The organism is Paraburkholderia panacisoli, from assembly GCF_008369935.1.
GTDB classification, from domain to species: Bacteria; Pseudomonadota; Gammaproteobacteria; order Burkholderiales; family Burkholderiaceae; genus Paraburkholderia; species Paraburkholderia panacisoli.
Map to the genome: position 1 here is coordinate 1 of NZ_VTUZ01000021.1, position 17,573 is coordinate 17,573.

A 17,573-nucleotide genomic window follows, 5' to 3' on the forward strand; every position below is an offset into this window, starting at 1 on the left:
ACAGGACCGTGAAACGACTCTACGCCGATGATAGTGCGGATTGCCCGTGTGAAAGTAGGTAATCGTCAGGCTCCCCAGCAGTGAACAGAAACCCCACCCCCAAAAGGTGGGGTTTCTGCGTTTACGGAAGTGCTGAGATCACTATATAAGTGAGAACCTTGGGTTTGGGACGGTCAAGCAAGTCTTGACAACAAGCGGTTGTTCCCCCATAATCATCAGTTCTCTACGGAGGGGTGCCCGAGTGGCTAAAGGGGGCAGACTGTAAATCTGTTGGCTTACGCCTACGTTGGTTCGAATCCAACCTCCTCCACCATATATAAGTTGTAGCAGTTGTTGGGAATCCATGAATTCTTGCGGGTGTAGCTCAATGGTAGAGCAGAAGCCTTCCAAGCTTACGACGAGGGTTCGATTCCCTTCACCCGCTCCAGCAACGCAGAAGTAGCGCCCATGTGGCTCAGTGGTAGAGCACTCCCTTGGTAAGGGAGAGGTCGGCAGTTCGATCCTGCCCATGGGCACCAGAAGTACTCGGTGATTGTTTGCGCCCGGCGCAACGTACGGAAAAATCCTCTTAGGAGTCGAAAATGGCCAAGGGTAAGTTTGAGCGGACCAAGCCGCACGTGAACGTCGGCACGATCGGTCACGTTGACCACGGCAAGACCACGCTGACGGCAGCGATCACGACGGTTCTGACGCAGAAGTTTGGCGGCGAAGCGAAGGCATACGACCAGATCGACGCGGCGCCGGAAGAAAAGGCGCGTGGTATCACGATCAACACGGCACACGTCGAGTACGAAACGGCGAACCGCCACTACGCACACGTCGACTGCCCGGGCCACGCTGACTATGTGAAGAACATGATCACGGGCGCGGCGCAGATGGACGGCGCGATCCTGGTGTGCTCGGCAGCAGACGGCCCGATGCCGCAAACGCGTGAGCACATCCTGCTGGCGCGCCAGGTTGGCGTTCCGTACATCATCGTGTTCCTGAACAAGTGCGACATGGTGGACGACGCCGAGCTGCTGGAGCTGGTCGAGATGGAAGTTCGCGAACTTCTGTCGAAGTACGACTTCCCGGGCGACGACACGCCCATCATCAAGGGTTCGGCCAAGCTGGCGCTGGAAGGCGACAAGGGCGAGCTGGGCGAAGTGGCGATCATGAACCTGGCCGACGCGCTGGACACGTACATCCCGACGCCGGAGCGCGCCGTGGACGGTACGTTCCTGATGCCGGTGGAAGACGTGTTCTCGATCTCGGGTCGTGGCACGGTGGTGACGGGTCGCGTTGAGCGCGGCGTCGTCAAGGTCGGCGAAGAAATCGAAATCGTCGGTATCAAGCCGACGGTGAAGACGACCTGCACGGGCGTGGAAATGTTCCGCAAGCTGCTCGACCAGGGTCAGGCAGGCGACAACGTCGGTATCCTGTTGCGCGGCACGAAGCGTGAAGACGTGGAGCGTGGCCAGGTTCTGGCGAAGCCGGGTTCGATCAACCCGCACACGCACTTCACGGCTGAAGTGTACGTGCTGAGCAAGGACGAAGGTGGCCGTCACACGCCGTTCTTCAACAACTATCGTCCGCAGTTCTACTTCCGTACGACGGACGTGACGGGCTCGATCGAGTTGCCGAAGGACAAGGAAATGGTCATGCCGGGCGACAACGTGTCGATCACGGTGAAGCTGATTAACCCGATCGCGATGGAAGAAGGTCTGCGTTTCGCAATCCGCGAAGGCGGCCGTACGGTCGGCGCAGGTGTGGTTGCCAAGATTCTCGAGTAACGCCAGATAGTTCTCGTTAATCGGTAGTTTCGGGGTTGGCGGTGTGTCGTCAACCCTAAATGGTTTAGGGGCATAGCTCAACTGGCAGAGCGTCGGTCTCCAAAACCGAAGGTTGGGGGTTCGATTCCCTCTGCCCCTGCCAACTCTTGCGTCGTATGTGGCGCTTCGTTAAGGTGTTATGGCGAATCCTTCCGTCGAAACTGTAAATACATCCGGCGACAAGTTGATACTCGTTGCAGGCGTATTGTTGGTCTTGGCCGGGTTTGTGGGGTTCTTCTGGCTCAATGGCCAGGAATGGTACATCCGCGGAGCTGCCTTGGCTGTTGGTGCAATCGCGGGTGTTGCAGTCGGTCTTCTCTCTGCGCCTGGCAAGGGTTTCATCGCTTTCGCCAAAGACTCGTACAAAGAAGTCCGTAAGGTTGTTTGGCCTACTCGCAAAGAGGCTACCCAGACCACGCTCGTAGTGTTCGGCTTCGTGTTTGTTATGGCGATCTTTCTGTGGGTTAGTGATAAATCCATCGAATGGGCGATTTTCTCGGCGATTCTGGGTTGGAAATGATATGAGCGATACTCCGGCATCCCCGAGCGGCAAACGTTGGTACGTGGTGCACGCCTACTCCGGCATGGAGAAGAGCGTGCAACGTGCGCTTCAGGAGCGCATCGAGCGTGCTGGCATGCAAGATCAGTTTGGTCAAATCCTCGTTCCGACTGAAGAAGTGGTCGAGGTAAAAGGCGGTCATAAATCGGTGACCGAACGTCGCTTTTTCCCAGGCTACGTGCTTGTGGAAATGGAAATGACGGACGAAACGTGGCATCTCGTGAAGAACACGGCCAAGGTGACGGGCTTCGTTGGCGGTGCACGTAATCGCCCGAGCCCGATTTCCCCGCGGGAAGTCGAGAAAATCATGTCGCAAATGCAGGAAGGCGTGGAGAAGCCGCGCCCGAAGACCCTGTTTGAAGTAGGCGAGATGGTGCGGGTGAAGGACGGTCCATTCACGGATTTCAATGGCAGCGTCGAAGAAGTGAATTACGAAAAGTCGCGCGTCCGTGTTTCCGTTACAATTTTCGGCCGCGCAACGCCGGTCGAACTGGAATTCGGCCAAGTCGAAAAGTTGTAATCCAAAATTCTACGGGGCGCACCAACTGGTGCGTTCCGTATTTCGCGCTTACGGTCCGCGTAATGGCCGTTGAGGAGCGTCAGTAACCAATTTCCGGCGAACGCGCGCTACTACTCACTGAGCGTTCGCATGTACCCGTGTGACGTTCCAAAGAGGTTTTCCACATGGCAAAGAAAATCATCGGCTTTATCAAGCTGCAGATTCCTGCAGGTAAAGCCAACCCGTCGCCGCCGGTCGGTCCGGCGCTGGGCCAGCGCGGCCTGAACATCATGGAGTTCTGCAAGGCGTTCAACGCGCAGACTCAAGCACTGGAACCGGGTCTGCCGATTCCAGTCGTGATCACCGCGTTTGCTGACAAGAGCTTCACGTTTGTCCTGAAGACGCCGCCGGCTACGGTCCTGATCAAGAAGGCAGCGAAGATCGACAAGGGTTCGAGCAAGCCGCATACCGACAAGGTCGGCAAGATCACCCGCGCTCAAGCTGAAGACATCGCCAAGACCAAGATGCCCGATCTGACGGCAGCTGATCTGGACGCAGCGGTTCGTACGATTGCTGGTAGTGCCCGCTCGATGGGCATCACCGTGGAGGGCGTGTAAATGGCTAAGCTTTCGAAGCGTCTGCAAGCATTTGCAGCCAAAGTTGATCGTCAGAAGCTGTACCCGATCGATGACGCTCTGTCGCTCGTGAAGGAATGCGCAAGCGCGAAGTTTGACGAATCGATCGACGTCGCAGTGCAACTCGGCATCGACGCGAAGAAGTCGGACCAAGTAGTTCGTGGCTCGGTCGTGCTGCCGGCTGGTACCGGCAAGTCGGTCCGCGTCGCAGTGTTCGCGCAAGGCGAAAAGGCCGAGCAAGCTCGCGCAGCTGGCGCAGAAGTCGTCGGTATGGAAGACCTGGCTGAGCAGGTCAAGGCTGGCAAGCTGGACTTCGACATCGTGATTGCTTCGCCGGACACAATGCGCGTAGTCGGTACGCTGGGTCAGATCCTCGGCCCGCGCGGCCTGATGCCGAACCCGAAGGTCGGCACGGTTACGCCGGACGTCGCGACTGCAGTGAAGAACGCCAAGGCTGGTCAGGTGCAATTCCGTGTCGACAAGGCCGGTATCATCCACGCGACCATCGGCCGTGCTTCGTTCGAGCCGACGGCTCTGCGTAGCAACCTGAACGCTCTCGTCGAAGCGCTGCAAAAGGCAAAGCCGGCAACGAGCAAGGGTGTCTACCTGCGCAAAGTTGCGGTGTCGAGCACGATGGGTGTTGGCGTTCGCGTCGACCAGGCATCGATCGCAGCACAGTAAAAATTCATCGCCTCGACGAGCGTCGGGGCGGTTTTATGGGCTTTGGGCGGTTGCGAGGTGGCAGTTTGGATCGCGCAACCGGTTGTCAAAGACCGTTGGCGGGCACGCAGCAGGTAGGCGAGTCCTTAATGTAAAGCCAACGCAGATGGCGAACCCGAAAAGGTTTTGTAGTGATGAAACCGTTGGATGTCCGCAGTGATGTGGGCCTCGGACGGTCGAAATACTCCTGACTGGTCGGACGCCGTTATTGAACGCGGTACACAAGGCGCACGCTGCGTGTATCGAATCTGGAGGTTAACCGTGCCACTCAACAAAGAAAGCAAGCAGGCCGTCGTCGCTGAGGTTGCCGCGCAAGTCGCGAAAGCCCAGACCGTGGTTCTGGCTGAGTATCGTGGGATCACGGTTGGCGATCTGACCAAGCTGCGCGCGAAAGCGCGTGAGCAACAGGTTTACCTTCGCGTGTTGAAGAACACGCTGGCGCGCCGCGCTGTCGAAGGTACCCCGTTCGCTCCGCTGGCAGAGCAGATGACTGGCCCCCTGATCTACGGCATCTCGGAAGATGCAATTGCTGCTGCTAAGGTCGTCAATGACTTCAGCAAGAGCAATGACAAGTTGGTCATCAAGGCTGGCTCCTACGAAGGCAACGTGATGGACAAGGCAGGCGTGCAAGCGCTGGCCAACATCCCGAGCCGCGAGGAACTGCTCTCCAAGCTGTTGTTCGTTATGCAAGCTCCTGTTTCCGGCTTTGCGCGCGCTTTGGCCGCGCTGGCGGAAAAGAAGCAGGGCGAAGAGTCCGCTGCTTAACGTTCTTCAGCCGAGCGTAATTGATCGCTAGCTGTATCCGAATTCAATTTAGGAGTATTTCAAATGGCAATCGCAAAAGAAGACATCCTCGAAGCCGTAGGCTCGATGTCGGTTCTGGAACTGAACGAGCTGGTTAAGGCGTTCGAAGAAAAGTTTGGCGTGTCGGCAGCTGCTGTTGCAGTGGCAGGCCCGGCAGGCGGCGGCGCTGCCGCTGCTGCTGAAGAGCAAACCGAATTCACGGTCAACCTGACGGAAGTCGGCGCGAACAAGGTTTCGGTCATTAAGGCTGTTCGTGAACTGACGGGTCTCGGCCTGAAGGAAGCGAAGGACCTGGTCGACGGTGCACCGAAGCCTGTTAAGGAAGCGGTACCGAAGGCTGCTGCTGAAGAAGCCAAGAAGAAGCTGGAAGAAGCCGGCGCGAAGGCTGAAATCAAGTAAGTTTCAGCGCGCTGTGCGAAGGCTGGCGGTTTTGCACCGCCGGCCTTTTTGTGCTTTGTGGGAGCCGCGTTTATGCCGGGCTGTTTCGGCAAAAACGACTCCCAGAAGCCAAAGAAAACCGCCATCGGCAACATTGACCGGCGTTTCTCTTTGTCTTCTGAAGCGACTGCAGAAGGCAAGTTTGGTCGGGTAGCGGGCAACACAGGCATCCGCTGCCGTCAGCCAGCGGTTGGTAGAGGCCAACCACCAAGCTTCTAGGCTCGTTCAAGCCATCGGACGGCCATCGGGTCTCAGTCGGTGAACACTCGGGTTGTCTCATCTAGGTATCCTGCCTCGACAACAATGCCCGCCGTGATTCGGAGATCGTATGCAATATTCCTTCACCGAGAAGAAGCGTATTCGCAAGAGTTTTGCGAAGCGCCCCATCGTTCACCAAGTACCTTTCCTGCTGGCTACCCAGCTTGAATCATTCAGCACGTTTCTGCAAGCAGACACGTCGTCTACGCAACGTAAGCCGGAAGGCCTGCAAGCTGCGTTTACCTCCGTTTTCCCGATTGTTTCGCATAACGGGTTCGCTCGTCTAGAGTTCGTCAGCTACATGCTGTCGCCGCCGGCATTCAACATCAAGGAATGTCAGCAGCGTGGTTTGACGTACTGCTCGGCGCTGCGCGCGAAAGTGCGTCTGGTGCTGCTCGACAAGGAATCGCCGAGCAAGCCGGTCGTCAAGGAAGTGAAGGAACAGGAAGTGTACATGGGCGAAATTCCGCTCATGACGCCGACCGGTTCGTTCGTCATCAACGGCACTGAACGTGTGATCGTTTCGCAGCTGCACCGTTCGCCGGGCGTGTTCTTCGAGCACGACAAGGGCAAGACGCACAGCTCGGGCAAGCTGCTGTTCTCGGCACGTATCATTCCTTACCGCGGTTCGTGGCTCGACTTCGAGTTCGACCCGAAGGACGTGCTGTACTTCCGCGTCGACCGTCGCCGCAAGATGCCGGTCACGATTCTGCTGAAGGCAATCGGCCTCACGCCGGAACAGATCCTCGCAAACTTCTTCGTGTTCGACAATTTCACGCTGATGCCGGAAGGCGCACAGATGGAATTCGTGCCGGAGCGTCTGCGTGGTGAAGTCGCGCGTTTCGACATCACGGACCGTGATGGCAACGTGATCGTCCAGAAGGACAAGCGGATCAACGCGAAGCACATTCGCGACCTCGACAACGCGAAAACCAAGTTCATCTCAGTCCCGGAAGACTATTTGCTCGGCCGCGTGCTGGCGAAGAACGTCGTCGACGGCGACACCGGTGAAGTCATTGCCAACGCGAACGACGAAATCACCGAAACCGTCCTCGAGAAGCTGCGCGAAGCGAAGATCAAAGACATCCAGACGCTCTACACGAACGATCTGGATCAAGGTCCGTACATCTCGTCGACGCTGCGTATCGACGAAACCGCGGACAAGATGGCCGCTCGCATCGCGATCTACCGCATGATGCGTCCGGGCGAACCGCCGACCGAAGAAGCGGTCGAGGCGCTGTTCAACCGTCTGTTCTACAGCGAAGACGCATACGACCTGTCCAAGGTGGGTCGTATGAAGTTCAATCGTCGCGTGGGTCGCGACGAGATCGTCGGACCGATGACGCTGCAAGACGACGACATCCTCGCAACGATCAAGATTCTGGTCGAACTGCGTAACGGCAAGGGCGAAGTGGACGATATCGACCACTTGGGCAATCGCCGTGTGCGTTGCGTCGGCGAACTGGCGGAAAACCAGTTCCGCGCCGGTCTCGTGCGTGTCGAACGTGCTGTGAAGGAACGCCTCGGCCAGGCCGAAAGCGAAAACCTGATGCCGCACGACCTGATCAACTCGAAGCCGATTTCGTCGGCGATTCGCGAGTTCTTCGGTTCGTCGCAGCTGTCGCAGTTCATGGACCAAACGAACCCGCTGTCGGAAATCACCCACAAGCGCCGCGTGTCGGCACTTGGCCCGGGCGGTTTGACGCGTGAGCGCGCCGGCTTTGAAGTCCGCGACGTGCACCCGACTCACTACGGTCGTGTGTGCCCGATTGAAACGCCGGAAGGTCCGAACATCGGCCTGATCAACTCGCTCGCACTGTACGCGCACCTGAACGAATACGGCTTCCTCGAAACGCCGTATCGCAAGGTCGTGGACAGCAAGGTGACCGATCAGATCGACTACCTGTCGGCGATCGAAGAAGGTCGTTACGTGATCGCTCAGGCGAACGCGGCGGTCGCTGCCGACGGCTCGCTGACCGACGAACTGGTGTCGTCGCGTGAAGCTGGCGAAACGCTGATGGTCACGCCGGACCGCATCCAGTACATGGACGTGGCGCCGTCGCAGATCGTGTCGGTGGCTGCCTCGCTGATTCCGTTCCTCGAGCACGATGACGCGAACCGCGCGTTGATGGGTTCGAACATGCAGCGTCAGGCTGTGCCGTGTCTGCGCCCTGAAAAGGCCGTGGTCGGTACGGGTATCGAGCGCACGGTGGCGGTCGACTCGGGTACGACGGTTCAGGCGTTCCGCGGCGGTGTCGTGGATTACGTGGACGCAGGCCGTATCGTGATTCGCGTGAACGACGACGAAGCGGTTGCGGGCGAAGTCGGTGTCGACATCTACAACCTGATCAAGTACACGCGCTCGAACCAGAACACGAACATCAACCAGCGTCCGATCGTGAAGATGGGCGACAAGGTTGCGCGCGGCGACGTGCTGGCTGACGGCGCATCGACCGATCTGGGCGAACTCGCGCTCGGCCAGAACATGCTGATCGCGTTCATGCCGTGGAACGGCTACAACTTCGAAGACTCGATTTTGATCTCGGAGAAGGTAGTTGCTGACGACCGCTACACGTCGATCCACATCGAAGAACTGAACGTCGTGGCTCGTGACACGAAGCTCGGACCGGAAGAAATCACGCGCGACATTTCGAATCTCGCGGAAGTACAGCTCGGCCGTCTCGACGAGTCGGGCATCGTGTACATCGGCGCGGAAGTCGAAGCGGGCGACGTGCTCGTGGGCAAGGTCACGCCGAAGGGCGAAACCCAGCTCACGCCGGAAGAAAAGCTGCTGCGCGCGATCTTCGGCGAGAAGGCCTCGGACGTGAAGGACACGTCGCTGCGCGTGCCCTCGGGCATGAGCGGCACGGTCATCGACGTGCAAGTGTTCACGCGTGAAGGCATTCAGCGCGACAAGCGCGCGCAACAGATCATCGACGATGAACTGAAGCGCTATCGCCTCGACCTGAACGACCAGCTGCGCATCGTGGAAGGCGACGCGTTCCAGCGTCTCGCACGTATGCTCGACGGCAAGGTCGCGAACGGCGGTCCGAAGAAGCTCGCGAAGGGTACGAAGATCGAACAGGCTTACCTGGAAGATCTGGACCACTACCACTGGTTCGACATCCGCCTCGCGGACGAAGAAGCAGCGGCACAGCTCGAAGCGATCAAGAACTCGATCGAAGAGAAGCGTCACCAGTTCGATCTGGCGTTCGAAGAAAAGCGCAAGAAGCTCACGCAGGGCGACGAACTGCCGCCGGGCGTGCTGAAGATGGTCAAGGTGTATCTGGCAGTCAAGCGCCGTCTGCAACCTGGCGACAAGATGGCTGGCCGTCACGGTAACAAGGGTGTGGTGTCGAAGATCGTTCCGATCGAAGACATGCCGTATATGGCCGATGGCCGTCCGGCTGACGTCGTTCTGAACCCGCTCGGCGTGCCGTCGCGGATGAACGTGGGTCAGGTTCTCGAAGTGCATCTGGGTTGGGCCGCGAAGGGTCTGGGCTGGCGTATCGGCGAAATGCTGCAGCGTCAGGCGAAGATCGAAGAACTGCGCGAATTCCTGACGAAGATCTACAACGAGTCGGGCCGTGCCGAAGAGCTGGACAGCTTCACTGACGACGAAATCGTCGAACTGGCGAAGAACCTGCGCGAAGGCGTGCCGTTCGCCACGCCGGTGTTCGACGGTGCGACGGAAGAAGAAATGTCGCGCGCGCTGGATCTGGCATTCCCGGACGACATCGCGAAGAACCTCGGCATGACGCCGTCGAAGAATCAGGTGCGTCTGTACGACGGCCGCACGGGCGAGATGTTCGAACGTACGGTGACGGTCGGCTACATGCACTACCTGAAGCTGCACCACCTGGTCGACGACAAGATGCACGCGCGTTCTACGGGCCCGTACTCGCTCGTGACGCAGCAGCCGTTGGGCGGTAAGGCGCAGTTCGGTGGCCAGCGTTTCGGTGAAATGGAAGTGTGGGCGCTCGAAGCGTACGGCGCATCGTACGTGCTGCAGGAAATGCTGACGGTGAAGTCGGACGACGTGACGGGCCGGACCAAGGTGTACGAGAACCTAGTCAAGGGCGATCACGTGATCGATGCAGGCATGCCGGAATCCTTCAACGTGTTGGTGAAGGAAATCCGCTCGCTGGGTATCGACATCGACCTCGACCGCAACTAATCGGACTACTGGAGAGAAGCGATGAAAGCTTTGCTCGATCTATTCAAGCAAGTCCAACAACCTGAAGTTTTTGACGCGATCAAGATCGGTCTGGCCTCGCCGGACAAGATCCGTTCGTGGTCTTTCGGTGAAGTGAAGAAGCCGGAAACCATCAACTACCGGACGTTCAAGCCGGAACGCGATGGCCTGTTCTGCGCGAAGATTTTTGGTCCGATCAAGGACTACGAATGCCTTTGCGGCAAGTACAAGCGCCTGAAGCACCGTGGCGTGATCTGCGAGAAGTGCGGGGTCGAAGTGACGCTGGCGAAGGTGCGTCGCGAACGGATGGGCCACATCGAACTGGCCTCGCCGGTTGCGCACATCTGGTTCCTGAAGTCGCTGCCGTCGCGTCTGGGCATGGTGCTCGACATGACGCTGCGCGACATCGAACGCGTGCTGTACTTCGAAGCATATGTGGTGATCGATCCGGGCATGACGCCGCTGAAAGCGCGGCAGATCATGACCGAAGAGGATTACTACAACAAGGTCGAAGAGTACGGTGACGAATTCCGTGCCGAGATGGGCGCGGAAGGCGTTCGCGAGCTGCTGCGCGCGATCAACATCGACGAACAGGTCGAGATGCTGCGCACCGAACTCAAGAACACGGGCTCGGAAGCGAAGATCAAGAAGTACGCGAAGCGCCTGAAGGTGCTCGAGGCTTTCCAACGCTCGGGCATCAAGCCCGACTGGATGGTGCTCGAAGTGCTGCCGGTGCTGCCGCCGGAACTGCGTCCGCTCGTGCCGCTGGATGGCGGCCGCTTCGCGACGTCGGACCTGAACGACCTGTATCGCCGCGTGATCAACCGTAACAACCGGTTGAAGCGTCTGCTCGAACTGAAGGCGCCTGAAATTATCGTCCGCAACGAAAAGCGGATGCTGCAGGAAGCCGTCGATTCGCTGCTCGATAACGGCCGTCGCGGTAAGGCGATGACCGGTGCGAACAAGCGTCCGCTGAAGTCGCTCGCTGACATGATCAAGGGTAAGGGCGGTCGTTTCCGTCAGAACCTGTTGGGTAAGCGCGTGGACTACTCGGGCCGTTCGGTGATCGTGGTCGGCCCGACGCTCAAGCTGCATCAGTGCGGTCTGCCGAAGCTGATGGCGCTCGAACTGTTCAAACCGTTCATCTTCAACAAGCTGGAAGTGATGGGTGTGGCTACCACCATCAAGGCTGCGAAGAAGGAAGTCGAGAACCAGACGCCGGTGGTGTGGGACATCCTCGAAGAGGTGATCCGCGAGCATCCGGTCATGCTGAACCGTGCGCCGACGCTGCACCGTCTTGGCATTCAGGCTTTCGAGCCGGTGCTGATCGAAGGTAAGGCGATCCAGCTGCACCCGCTCGTTTGCGCGGCGTTCAACGCCGACTTCGACGGTGACCAGATGGCTGTTCACGTGCCGCTGTCGCTGGAAGCGCAGATGGAAGCGCGCACGCTGATGCTGGCGTCGAACAACGTGCTGTTCCCGGCCAACGGCGATCCGTCGATCGTGCCGTCGCAGGATATCGTGCTCGGTTTGTACTATGCGACCCGCGAGGCAGTGAACGGCAAGGGCGAAGGCCTGACGTTCACGGGCGTTTCGGAAGCGCTGCGAGCCTACGAGAACAAGGAAGTCGAGCTCGCCTCGCGCGTCAACGTGCGGATCACCGAAATGGTCCACAACGAAGACACGTCGGAAGGTGCGCCGGCATTCGTGCCGAAGATCACCCTGTACGCGACGACCGTCGGCCGCGCAATCCTGTCGGAAATTCTGCCGCCGGGCCTGCCGTTCTCGGTGCTGAACAAGCCGCTGAAGAAGAAGGAAATCTCGCGTCTGATCAACACCGCATTCCGCAAGTGCGGTCTGCGCGAAACGGTGATTTTCGCCGACCAGTTGATGCAATCGGGCTTCCGTCTGGCAACGCGCGCTGGCATCTCGATCTGCGTGGACGACATGCTCGTGCCGCCGCAGAAGGAAGTCATCGTCGGCGACGCCGCGAAGAAGGTGAAGGAATACGACCGTCAGTACATGTCCGGTCTCGTCACCGCGCAGGAACGCTACAACAACGTGGTTGACATCTGGTCGGCGACGTCGGAAGCGGTCGGCAAGGCGATGATGGAGCAGCTCTCGACGGAACCGGTAACGGACCGCGACGGCAACGAAACGCGTCAGGAATCGTTCAACTCGATTTACATGATGGCGGACTCGGGTGCGCGTGGTTCCGCGGTTCAGATTCGTCAGCTGGCCGGTATGCGTGGCCTGATGGCGAAGCCGGACGGCTCGATCATCGAGACGCCGATTACGGCGAACTTCCGCGAAGGCCTGAACGTGTTGCAGTACTTCATCTCGACCCACGGTGCACGTAAGGGTCTGGCTGATACGGCACTGAAGACGGCGAACTCGGGTTACCTGACGCGACGTCTGGTCGACGTGACGCAGGATCTGGTGGTGGTCGAGGACGATTGCGGTACGTCCAACGGCGTCGCCATGAAGGCGTTGGTCGAAGGCGGTGAAGTCGTCGAAGCTCTGCGTGACCGTATTCTCGGTCGCGTGGCGGTGGCTGACGTCGTTAATCCGGAATCGCAGGAAACGCTGTACGAATCGGGCTCCTTGCTCGACGAAGACGCGGTCGAAGAAATCGAACGCCTCGGCATCGACGAAGTGCGCGTGCGTACGCCGCTCACGTGCGAAACGCGTTACGGTCTGTGCGCAGCCTGCTATGGCCGCGACCTGGGCCGTGGCTCGCTGGTGAACGTCGGTGAGGCAGTCGGTGTGATCGCTGCTCAGTCGATCGGTGAACCGGGCACGCAGCTCACGATGCGTACGTTCCACATCGGTGGTGCGGCGTCGCGTGCGGCAGTGGCTTCGTCGGTTGAAGCTAAGTCGAACGGTACGGTGCGTTTCACGGCGACCATGCGTTACGTCACCAACGCGAAGGGCGAGCAGATCGTCATCTCGCGGTCGGGCGAAGCGATGATCACCGACGACCACGGCCGCGAGCGCGAACGTCACAAGGTGCCGTACGGCGCGACGCTGTTGCAACTGGACGGCGCGCAGATCAAGGCCGGCACGCAACTGGCGACGTGGGATCCGATGACGCGTCCGATCATCACCGAATACGGTGGCACGGTGAAGTTCGAAAACGTCGAGGAAGGCGTGACCGTGGCGAAGCAGATCGACGATGTGACCGGTCTGTCGACGCTGGTCGTGATCGACGTGAAGCGTCGCGGTTCGCAAGCTTCGAAGACGGTGCGTCCGCAGGTCAAGCTGCTCGATGCGAACGGCGAAGAAGTCAAGATCCCGAACACCGAGCATTCGGTGCAGATCGGCTTCCAGGTCGGGGCTCTGATCACCGTGAAGGACGGTCAGCAAGTGCAGGTCGGTGAAGTGCTCGCACGTATCCCGACTGAATCGCAGAAGACGCGTGACATTACCGGCGGTCTGCCGCGTGTGGCGGAACTGTTCGAAGCACGTTCGCCGAAGGACGCAGGTATCCTGGCGGAAGTCACGGGTACGACGTCGTTCGGTAAGGACACGAAGGGCAAGCAGCGTCTCGTTATCACGGACCTCGAGGGCAACCAGCACGAGTTCCTGATCGCGAAGGAAAAGCAGGTTCTGGTGCACGATGGTCAAGTCGTCAACAAGGGCGAAATGATCGTCGACGGGCCGGCGGATCCGCACGACATCCTGCGTTTGCAGGGCGTCGAAGCGCTGTCGCGTTACATCGTGGACGAAGTGCAGGACGTGTACCGTCTGCAAGGCGTGAAGATCAACGACAAGCACATCGAAGTGATTGTTCGTCAGATGCTGCGCCGCGTGCAGATTACGGACAACGGCGATACGCGTTTCATCCCGGGCGAACAGGTCGAGCGGTCGGATATGCTCGACGAAAACGACCGTATGATCGCGGAAGACAAGCGTCCGGCAACGTACGAAAACGTGTTGCTCGGTATCACGAAGGCGTCGCTGTCGACCGATTCGTTCATCTCCGCGGCGTCGTTCCAGGAAACGACCCGCGTGTTGACCGAAGCGGCGATCATGGGCAAGCGCGATGACCTGCGTGGTCTGAAGGAAAACGTGATTGTCGGCCGTCTGATTCCGGCCGGTACGGGTCTCGCGTTCCACAAGGCACGCAAGAGCAAGGAACTGTCCGACCGCGAGCGTTTCGATCAGATCGCAGCGGAAGAGTCGTTCGAATTCGGTACGCCGGAAACCCCGGCCGCCGAACAGCAGCACTCAGGCGAGTAAGTCCCGGCGGCGCAAGCCGCTTGGGGCGCTAGCCAGCGAAGCCGCTCAGTTTCGACTGAGCGGCTTTTTTTATGCGCCTCTTTCTTGCGCGACTTTGCGGATTCTTAGGCCGGATGGCTAACGTTGTCGTAAAGCGCGGGCGCAGCACGAATGCGTTGGTAAAATTCGTGTCACCGGCTTTTGGCTGCTTCTCTCAAATTCATGTCCCGTCCGCTCCAGATCCTCAACGAAGTCTTCGGCTATCCCGCATTCCGAGGGCAGCAGGGCGAAATTGTCGAGCACGTCGCCGGCGGCGGCGATTGCCTCGTGCTGATGCCGACGGGCGGCGGCAAGTCGTTGTGCTATCAGATTCCGTCACTGGTGCGGCGCGAAGGGGGCTTCGGCACCGGCATCGTCGTGTCGCCGCTGATCGCGCTGATGCAGGATCAGGTGGCCGCGCTCACCGAAGTCGGCGTGCGCGCGGCGTATCTGAACTCCACGCTGTCGAGCGCGGAGGCGATGGCCACCGAGCGGGCGCTGCGCGAGGGCGAGATCGACCTGCTTTATGTGGCGCCGGAACGTCTGATGACGCCGCGTTTCCAGGAGTTGCTGGAGCGCACGCGCATCGGCTTGTTCGCGATCGACGAGGCGCATTGCGTGTCGCAATGGGGGCACGATTTCCGGCCCGAATATATTCAACTGTCGGTGCTGCATGAGCGCTTTCCGAACGTGCCGCGCATCGCACTTACCGCTACCGCGGACGCGATCACGCGCGACGAAATCATCCATCGCCTGGCGCTTGATGACGCACGAATCTTCGTGTCGAGCTTCGACCGGCCGAACATCCGCTATCGCATCGCCGAAAAGGACAATGCGCGCGCGCAGTTGCTGGACTTCATTCGCGCCGAGCATTCGCGGCCGGACGGCACCACCGACGCCGGTGTCGTCTATTGCCTGTCGCGCCGCAAGGTGGAAGAAACCGCGGAGTGGCTTAAAGAAAAGGGGATGCGCGCGCTGCCGTATCACGCCGGCATGGAGTTCGAGATTCGCCAGAAACATCAGGAGATGTTCCAGCGCGAAGAGGGCATCGTGATGTGCGCGACCATCGCGTTCGGCATGGGCATCGACAAACCCGACGTGCGCTTTGTCGCTCACCTCGACTTGCCGAAGAGCGTCGAAGGCTACTACCAGGAAACCGGCCGTGCCGGCCGCGACGGCATGCCGGCGAACGCATGGATGGCCTACGGTCTCGGCGACGTCGTGCAGCAGCGCAAGATGATCGACGAGTCCGATGCCGACGACGCCCATAAGCGCGTCCAGACCAGCAAACTCGACGCGCTGCTCGGCCTGTGCGAGGCAGCGACTTGCCGGCGCGTTCGGCTGCTCGGCTATTTCGGCGAACCCAGCAAGCCGTGCGGCAACTGCGACAACTGTCTCGAACCGCCGGCAACCTGGGACGCGACGCGCGAGGCTCAAATGGCGCTGTCCTGTGTGTTCCGCGCGCAGCGGGCAAGCGGTTTCAACTTCGGCGCCGGCCATCTGATCGACATTCTGCGCGGCAATCGCAGTGAGAAGATCATGCAGCGCGGTCACGAGAAGCTGACCACGTTCGGCATCGGCGCGACGCTCGGAGAGCCGGAGTGGCGCGCGGTGTTTCGCCAGTTGGTGGCGTTCGGCTATTTGACGGTCGACCACGAAGGCTTTGGCTCACTCGTGCTGACCGAAGCGAGCAAGCCGGTGCTCAAAGGCGAGCAGAACGTGACGATGCGCCGCTACGTGAAGCCGACCCGCACCCGGCAATCGTCCGGCCGCACCAGCGAGCGCGCTGATCCGACAATCGGTATGGGGCCACGCGAACGGGCCCGCTGGGAGCGTCTGCGTGCCTGGCGCACCGAAACGGCGAAGAGCGACGGCGTGCCGGCCTACGTCATCTTCCACGATGCGACGCTGGCGGAAATTGCCCGCAATGGCCCCGATTCCATTGAGGATTTGCGCGGCATTCCGGGCATGGGCGCCCGTAAACTCGACCGTTTCGGCGACGAATTGCTGGAAGTGGTCGCTGCGGACTGAGCATTCCGGAAGTGCCGGGGAAGGTCGGCAGGGGTGCGAAACATCGCAAGCTGTTGACTCCCTTAGCATTTTCGGAATATTATGCTAGGTTCCGGTTCTTGGAATGCATGCGAGTGAATCCAATTCACGTACTTGCAACCCATCCGGAAGTTCGATGCGCAATGTTTCTGCTTTGCCCGGAAACAGATGCGTCGATTTTGTTCAATTTCAGGAATAAACAATGCCAACCATCAATCAACTGGTTCGCAAAGGCCGCGCGTCGGAAACGACGAAGAGCAAGAGCCCGGCTTTGCAGGACTGCCCCCAGCGTCGCGGCGTGTGCACCCGTGTGTACACCACGACGCCGAAGAAGCCGAACTCGGCACTCCGTAAGGTCGCAAAGGTGCGCCTGACGAACGGCTTCGAAGTCATTTCGTACATCGGTGGTGAAGGCCACAACCTGCAGGAACACTCGGTCGTGCTGATTCGCGGCGGCCGTGTGAAGGACTTGCCGGGTGTGCGTTACCACATGGTTCGCGGCTCGCTGGATACCCAGGGCGTCAAGGATCGTAAGCAGGCTCGCTCGAAGTACGGTGCGAAGCGTGCCAAGGCTGGCAAGTAATTAGCCGGTCAGTAGTTTCAGGTCGCCTGCAAAGGCGGTAATAGCGGTGGTGCCGGAATCGCCGGTGCTGTCGAGTAAGTGGTCACCCGACCAGGCTGGTAAGTCTTGAAGATGAATCGGGTTAGTTGGTGGCCGCGGGGCTAAAGTTAGCTCCAACTGAAAAGGTAAAGGAAGAAACATGCCGCGTCGTCGCGAAGTCCCCAAGCGGGAAGTGTTGCCGGATCCGAAGTTCGGTAACGTTGATGTAGCTAAGTTCATGAACGTGCTGATGCTCTCCGGCAAGAAGTCGGTTGCCGAGCGTATCGTGTACGGCGCTTTCGAACAGATCCAGACCAAGGGTGGCAAGGACCCGCTGGAAGTGTTCACGGTAGCGCTCAACAACGTCAAGCCGGTGGTCGAAGTGAAGAGCCGCCGCGTTGGTGGTGCGAACTATCAGGTTCCGGTCGAAGTGCGCCCGTCGCGTCGTATGGCATTGGCGATGCGTTGGCTGCGTGAAGCCGCGAAGAAGCGCAGCGAGAAGTCGATGGCCCTGCGTCTGGCAGGTGAACTCTCCGAAGCGGCCGAAGGCCGTGGCGGCGCAATGAAGAAGCGCGACGAAGTTCACCGGATGGCAGAAGCCAACAAGGCGTTCTCGCACTTCCGTTTCTAAGCTTCCCGAACCCGGGTTTAGCGGAGAAAACGGAAAGAAATTCCGGGCGGGTGCGCTTACAAAGCGCCTCGCCCGTTTGTGTTACAGCGCGATGGGTATTTTCTCGCATCGCG

At 59.5% G+C, this 17,573-nt stretch carries 12 protein-coding genes and 4 tRNA genes; all 16 read left to right on the forward strand.

The genetic code is table 11. The annotated features are described in order from the left end of the window. Nucleotides 1-227 precede the first annotated feature (227 nt). Nucleotides 228-313 (forward strand) — tRNA-Tyr (locus FVF58_RS27430). 40 nt (nucleotides 314-353) lie between these two features. Then, nucleotides 354-427 (forward strand) — tRNA-Gly (locus FVF58_RS27435). A gap of 16 nt (nucleotides 428-443) precedes the next feature. Next, nucleotides 444-518, forward strand: a tRNA-Thr gene (locus FVF58_RS27440). A gap of 63 nt (nucleotides 519-581) precedes the next feature. Further along, nucleotides 582-1,772, forward strand: a complete 1,191-nt coding sequence (gene tuf, locus FVF58_RS27445; RefSeq protein ID WP_149672963.1) for an elongation factor Tu — start codon at nucleotides 582-584, stop codon at nucleotides 1,770-1,772. Nucleotides 1,773-1,838: 66 nt separating this feature from the next. Beyond that, nucleotides 1,839-1,914: transfer RNA gene (locus FVF58_RS27450), tRNA-Trp, on the forward strand. A gap of 36 nt (nucleotides 1,915-1,950) precedes the next feature. Beyond that, a complete protein-coding gene (gene secE, locus FVF58_RS27455) occupies nucleotides 1,951-2,331 on the forward strand; it encodes a preprotein translocase subunit SecE (RefSeq protein ID WP_149672964.1) in 381 nt (126 codons plus the stop codon). A 1-nt stretch (nucleotide 2,332) separates the two neighbouring features. Then, complete coding sequence (gene nusG / locus FVF58_RS27460; RefSeq protein ID WP_007180147.1) at nucleotides 2,333-2,890, forward strand: transcription termination/antitermination protein NusG; 558 nt, start codon at nucleotides 2,333-2,335, stop codon at nucleotides 2,888-2,890. A 164-nt stretch (nucleotides 2,891-3,054) separates the two neighbouring features. Continuing rightward, the gene (rplK, locus tag FVF58_RS27465) at nucleotides 3,055-3,486 is read left to right on the forward strand and encodes a 50S ribosomal protein L11 (RefSeq protein ID WP_007180146.1); all 432 of its coding nucleotides are present in this window, start codon (nucleotides 3,055-3,057) and stop codon (nucleotides 3,484-3,486) included. After that, a complete protein-coding gene (gene rplA, locus FVF58_RS27470) occupies nucleotides 3,487-4,185 on the forward strand; it encodes a 50S ribosomal protein L1 (protein ID WP_149672965.1) in 699 nt (232 codons plus the stop codon). It begins immediately after the preceding gene. A 300-nt stretch (nucleotides 4,186-4,485) separates the two neighbouring features. Further along, entirely contained in the window at nucleotides 4,486-4,989 is a 504-nt protein-coding gene (rplJ, locus tag FVF58_RS27475) for a 50S ribosomal protein L10 (RefSeq protein ID WP_149672966.1), read from the forward strand. A gap of 63 nt (nucleotides 4,990-5,052) precedes the next feature. After that, nucleotides 5,053-5,427, forward strand: a complete 375-nt coding sequence (rplL, locus tag FVF58_RS27480; protein ID WP_149672967.1) for a 50S ribosomal protein L7/L12 — start codon at nucleotides 5,053-5,055, stop codon at nucleotides 5,425-5,427. Between the two features lie 367 nt (nucleotides 5,428-5,794). Continuing rightward, complete coding sequence (rpoB, locus tag FVF58_RS27485; RefSeq protein WP_149672968.1) at nucleotides 5,795-9,901, forward strand: DNA-directed RNA polymerase subunit beta; 4,107 nt, start codon at nucleotides 5,795-5,797, stop codon at nucleotides 9,899-9,901. Between the two features lie 21 nt (nucleotides 9,902-9,922). Next, nucleotides 9,923-14,161 (forward strand): DNA-directed RNA polymerase subunit beta', encoded by a 4,239-nt coding sequence (rpoC, locus tag FVF58_RS27490; RefSeq protein ID WP_149672969.1) that lies wholly within the window; start codon nucleotides 9,923-9,925, stop codon nucleotides 14,159-14,161. A gap of 201 nt (nucleotides 14,162-14,362) precedes the next feature. Continuing rightward, complete coding sequence (gene recQ / locus FVF58_RS27495; protein WP_149672970.1) at nucleotides 14,363-16,210, forward strand: DNA helicase RecQ; 1,848 nt, start codon at nucleotides 14,363-14,365, stop codon at nucleotides 16,208-16,210. A 220-nt stretch (nucleotides 16,211-16,430) separates the two neighbouring features. Beyond that, nucleotides 16,431-16,811, forward strand: coding sequence for a 30S ribosomal protein S12 (rpsL, locus tag FVF58_RS27500; RefSeq protein ID WP_006998493.1), 381 nt, complete (start codon nucleotides 16,431-16,433; stop codon nucleotides 16,809-16,811). A 178-nt stretch (nucleotides 16,812-16,989) separates the two neighbouring features. Beyond that, nucleotides 16,990-17,460: a 30S ribosomal protein S7 gene (rpsG, locus tag FVF58_RS27505; protein ID WP_006053291.1), complete on the forward strand. Its 471-nt coding sequence runs from the start codon at nucleotides 16,990-16,992 to the stop codon at nucleotides 17,458-17,460. The last annotated feature ends 113 nt before the right edge of the window (nucleotides 17,461-17,573 follow it).

Excerpts from the sequence above, each read along its gene's own strand:
- rplA (WP_149672965.1), top strand. The coding sequence starts at position 3,487 with ATGGCTAAGCTTTCGAAGCGTCTGCAAGCATTTGCAGCCAAAGTTGAT.
- rpsL (WP_006998493.1), top strand. The coding sequence starts at position 16,431 with ATGCCAACCATCAATCAACTGGTTCGCAAAGGCCGCGCGTCGGAAACG.
- nusG (WP_007180147.1), top strand. The coding sequence starts at position 2,333 with ATGAGCGATACTCCGGCATCCCCGAGCGGCAAACGTTGGTACGTGGTG.
- rpsG (WP_006053291.1), top strand. The coding sequence starts at position 16,990 with ATGCCGCGTCGTCGCGAAGTCCCCAAGCGGGAAGTGTTGCCGGATCCG.
- rpoC (WP_149672969.1), top strand. The coding sequence starts at position 9,923 with ATGAAAGCTTTGCTCGATCTATTCAAGCAAGTCCAACAACCTGAAGTT.
- recQ (WP_149672970.1), top strand. The coding sequence starts at position 14,363 with ATGTCCCGTCCGCTCCAGATCCTCAACGAAGTCTTCGGCTATCCCGCA.
- rplK (WP_007180146.1), top strand. The coding sequence starts at position 3,055 with ATGGCAAAGAAAATCATCGGCTTTATCAAGCTGCAGATTCCTGCAGGT.
- secE (WP_149672964.1), top strand. The coding sequence starts at position 1,951 with ATGGCGAATCCTTCCGTCGAAACTGTAAATACATCCGGCGACAAGTTG.
- rpoB (WP_149672968.1), top strand. The coding sequence starts at position 5,795 with ATGCAATATTCCTTCACCGAGAAGAAGCGTATTCGCAAGAGTTTTGCG.
- tuf (WP_149672963.1), top strand. The coding sequence starts at position 582 with ATGGCCAAGGGTAAGTTTGAGCGGACCAAGCCGCACGTGAACGTCGGC.
- rplL (WP_149672967.1), top strand. The coding sequence starts at position 5,053 with ATGGCAATCGCAAAAGAAGACATCCTCGAAGCCGTAGGCTCGATGTCG.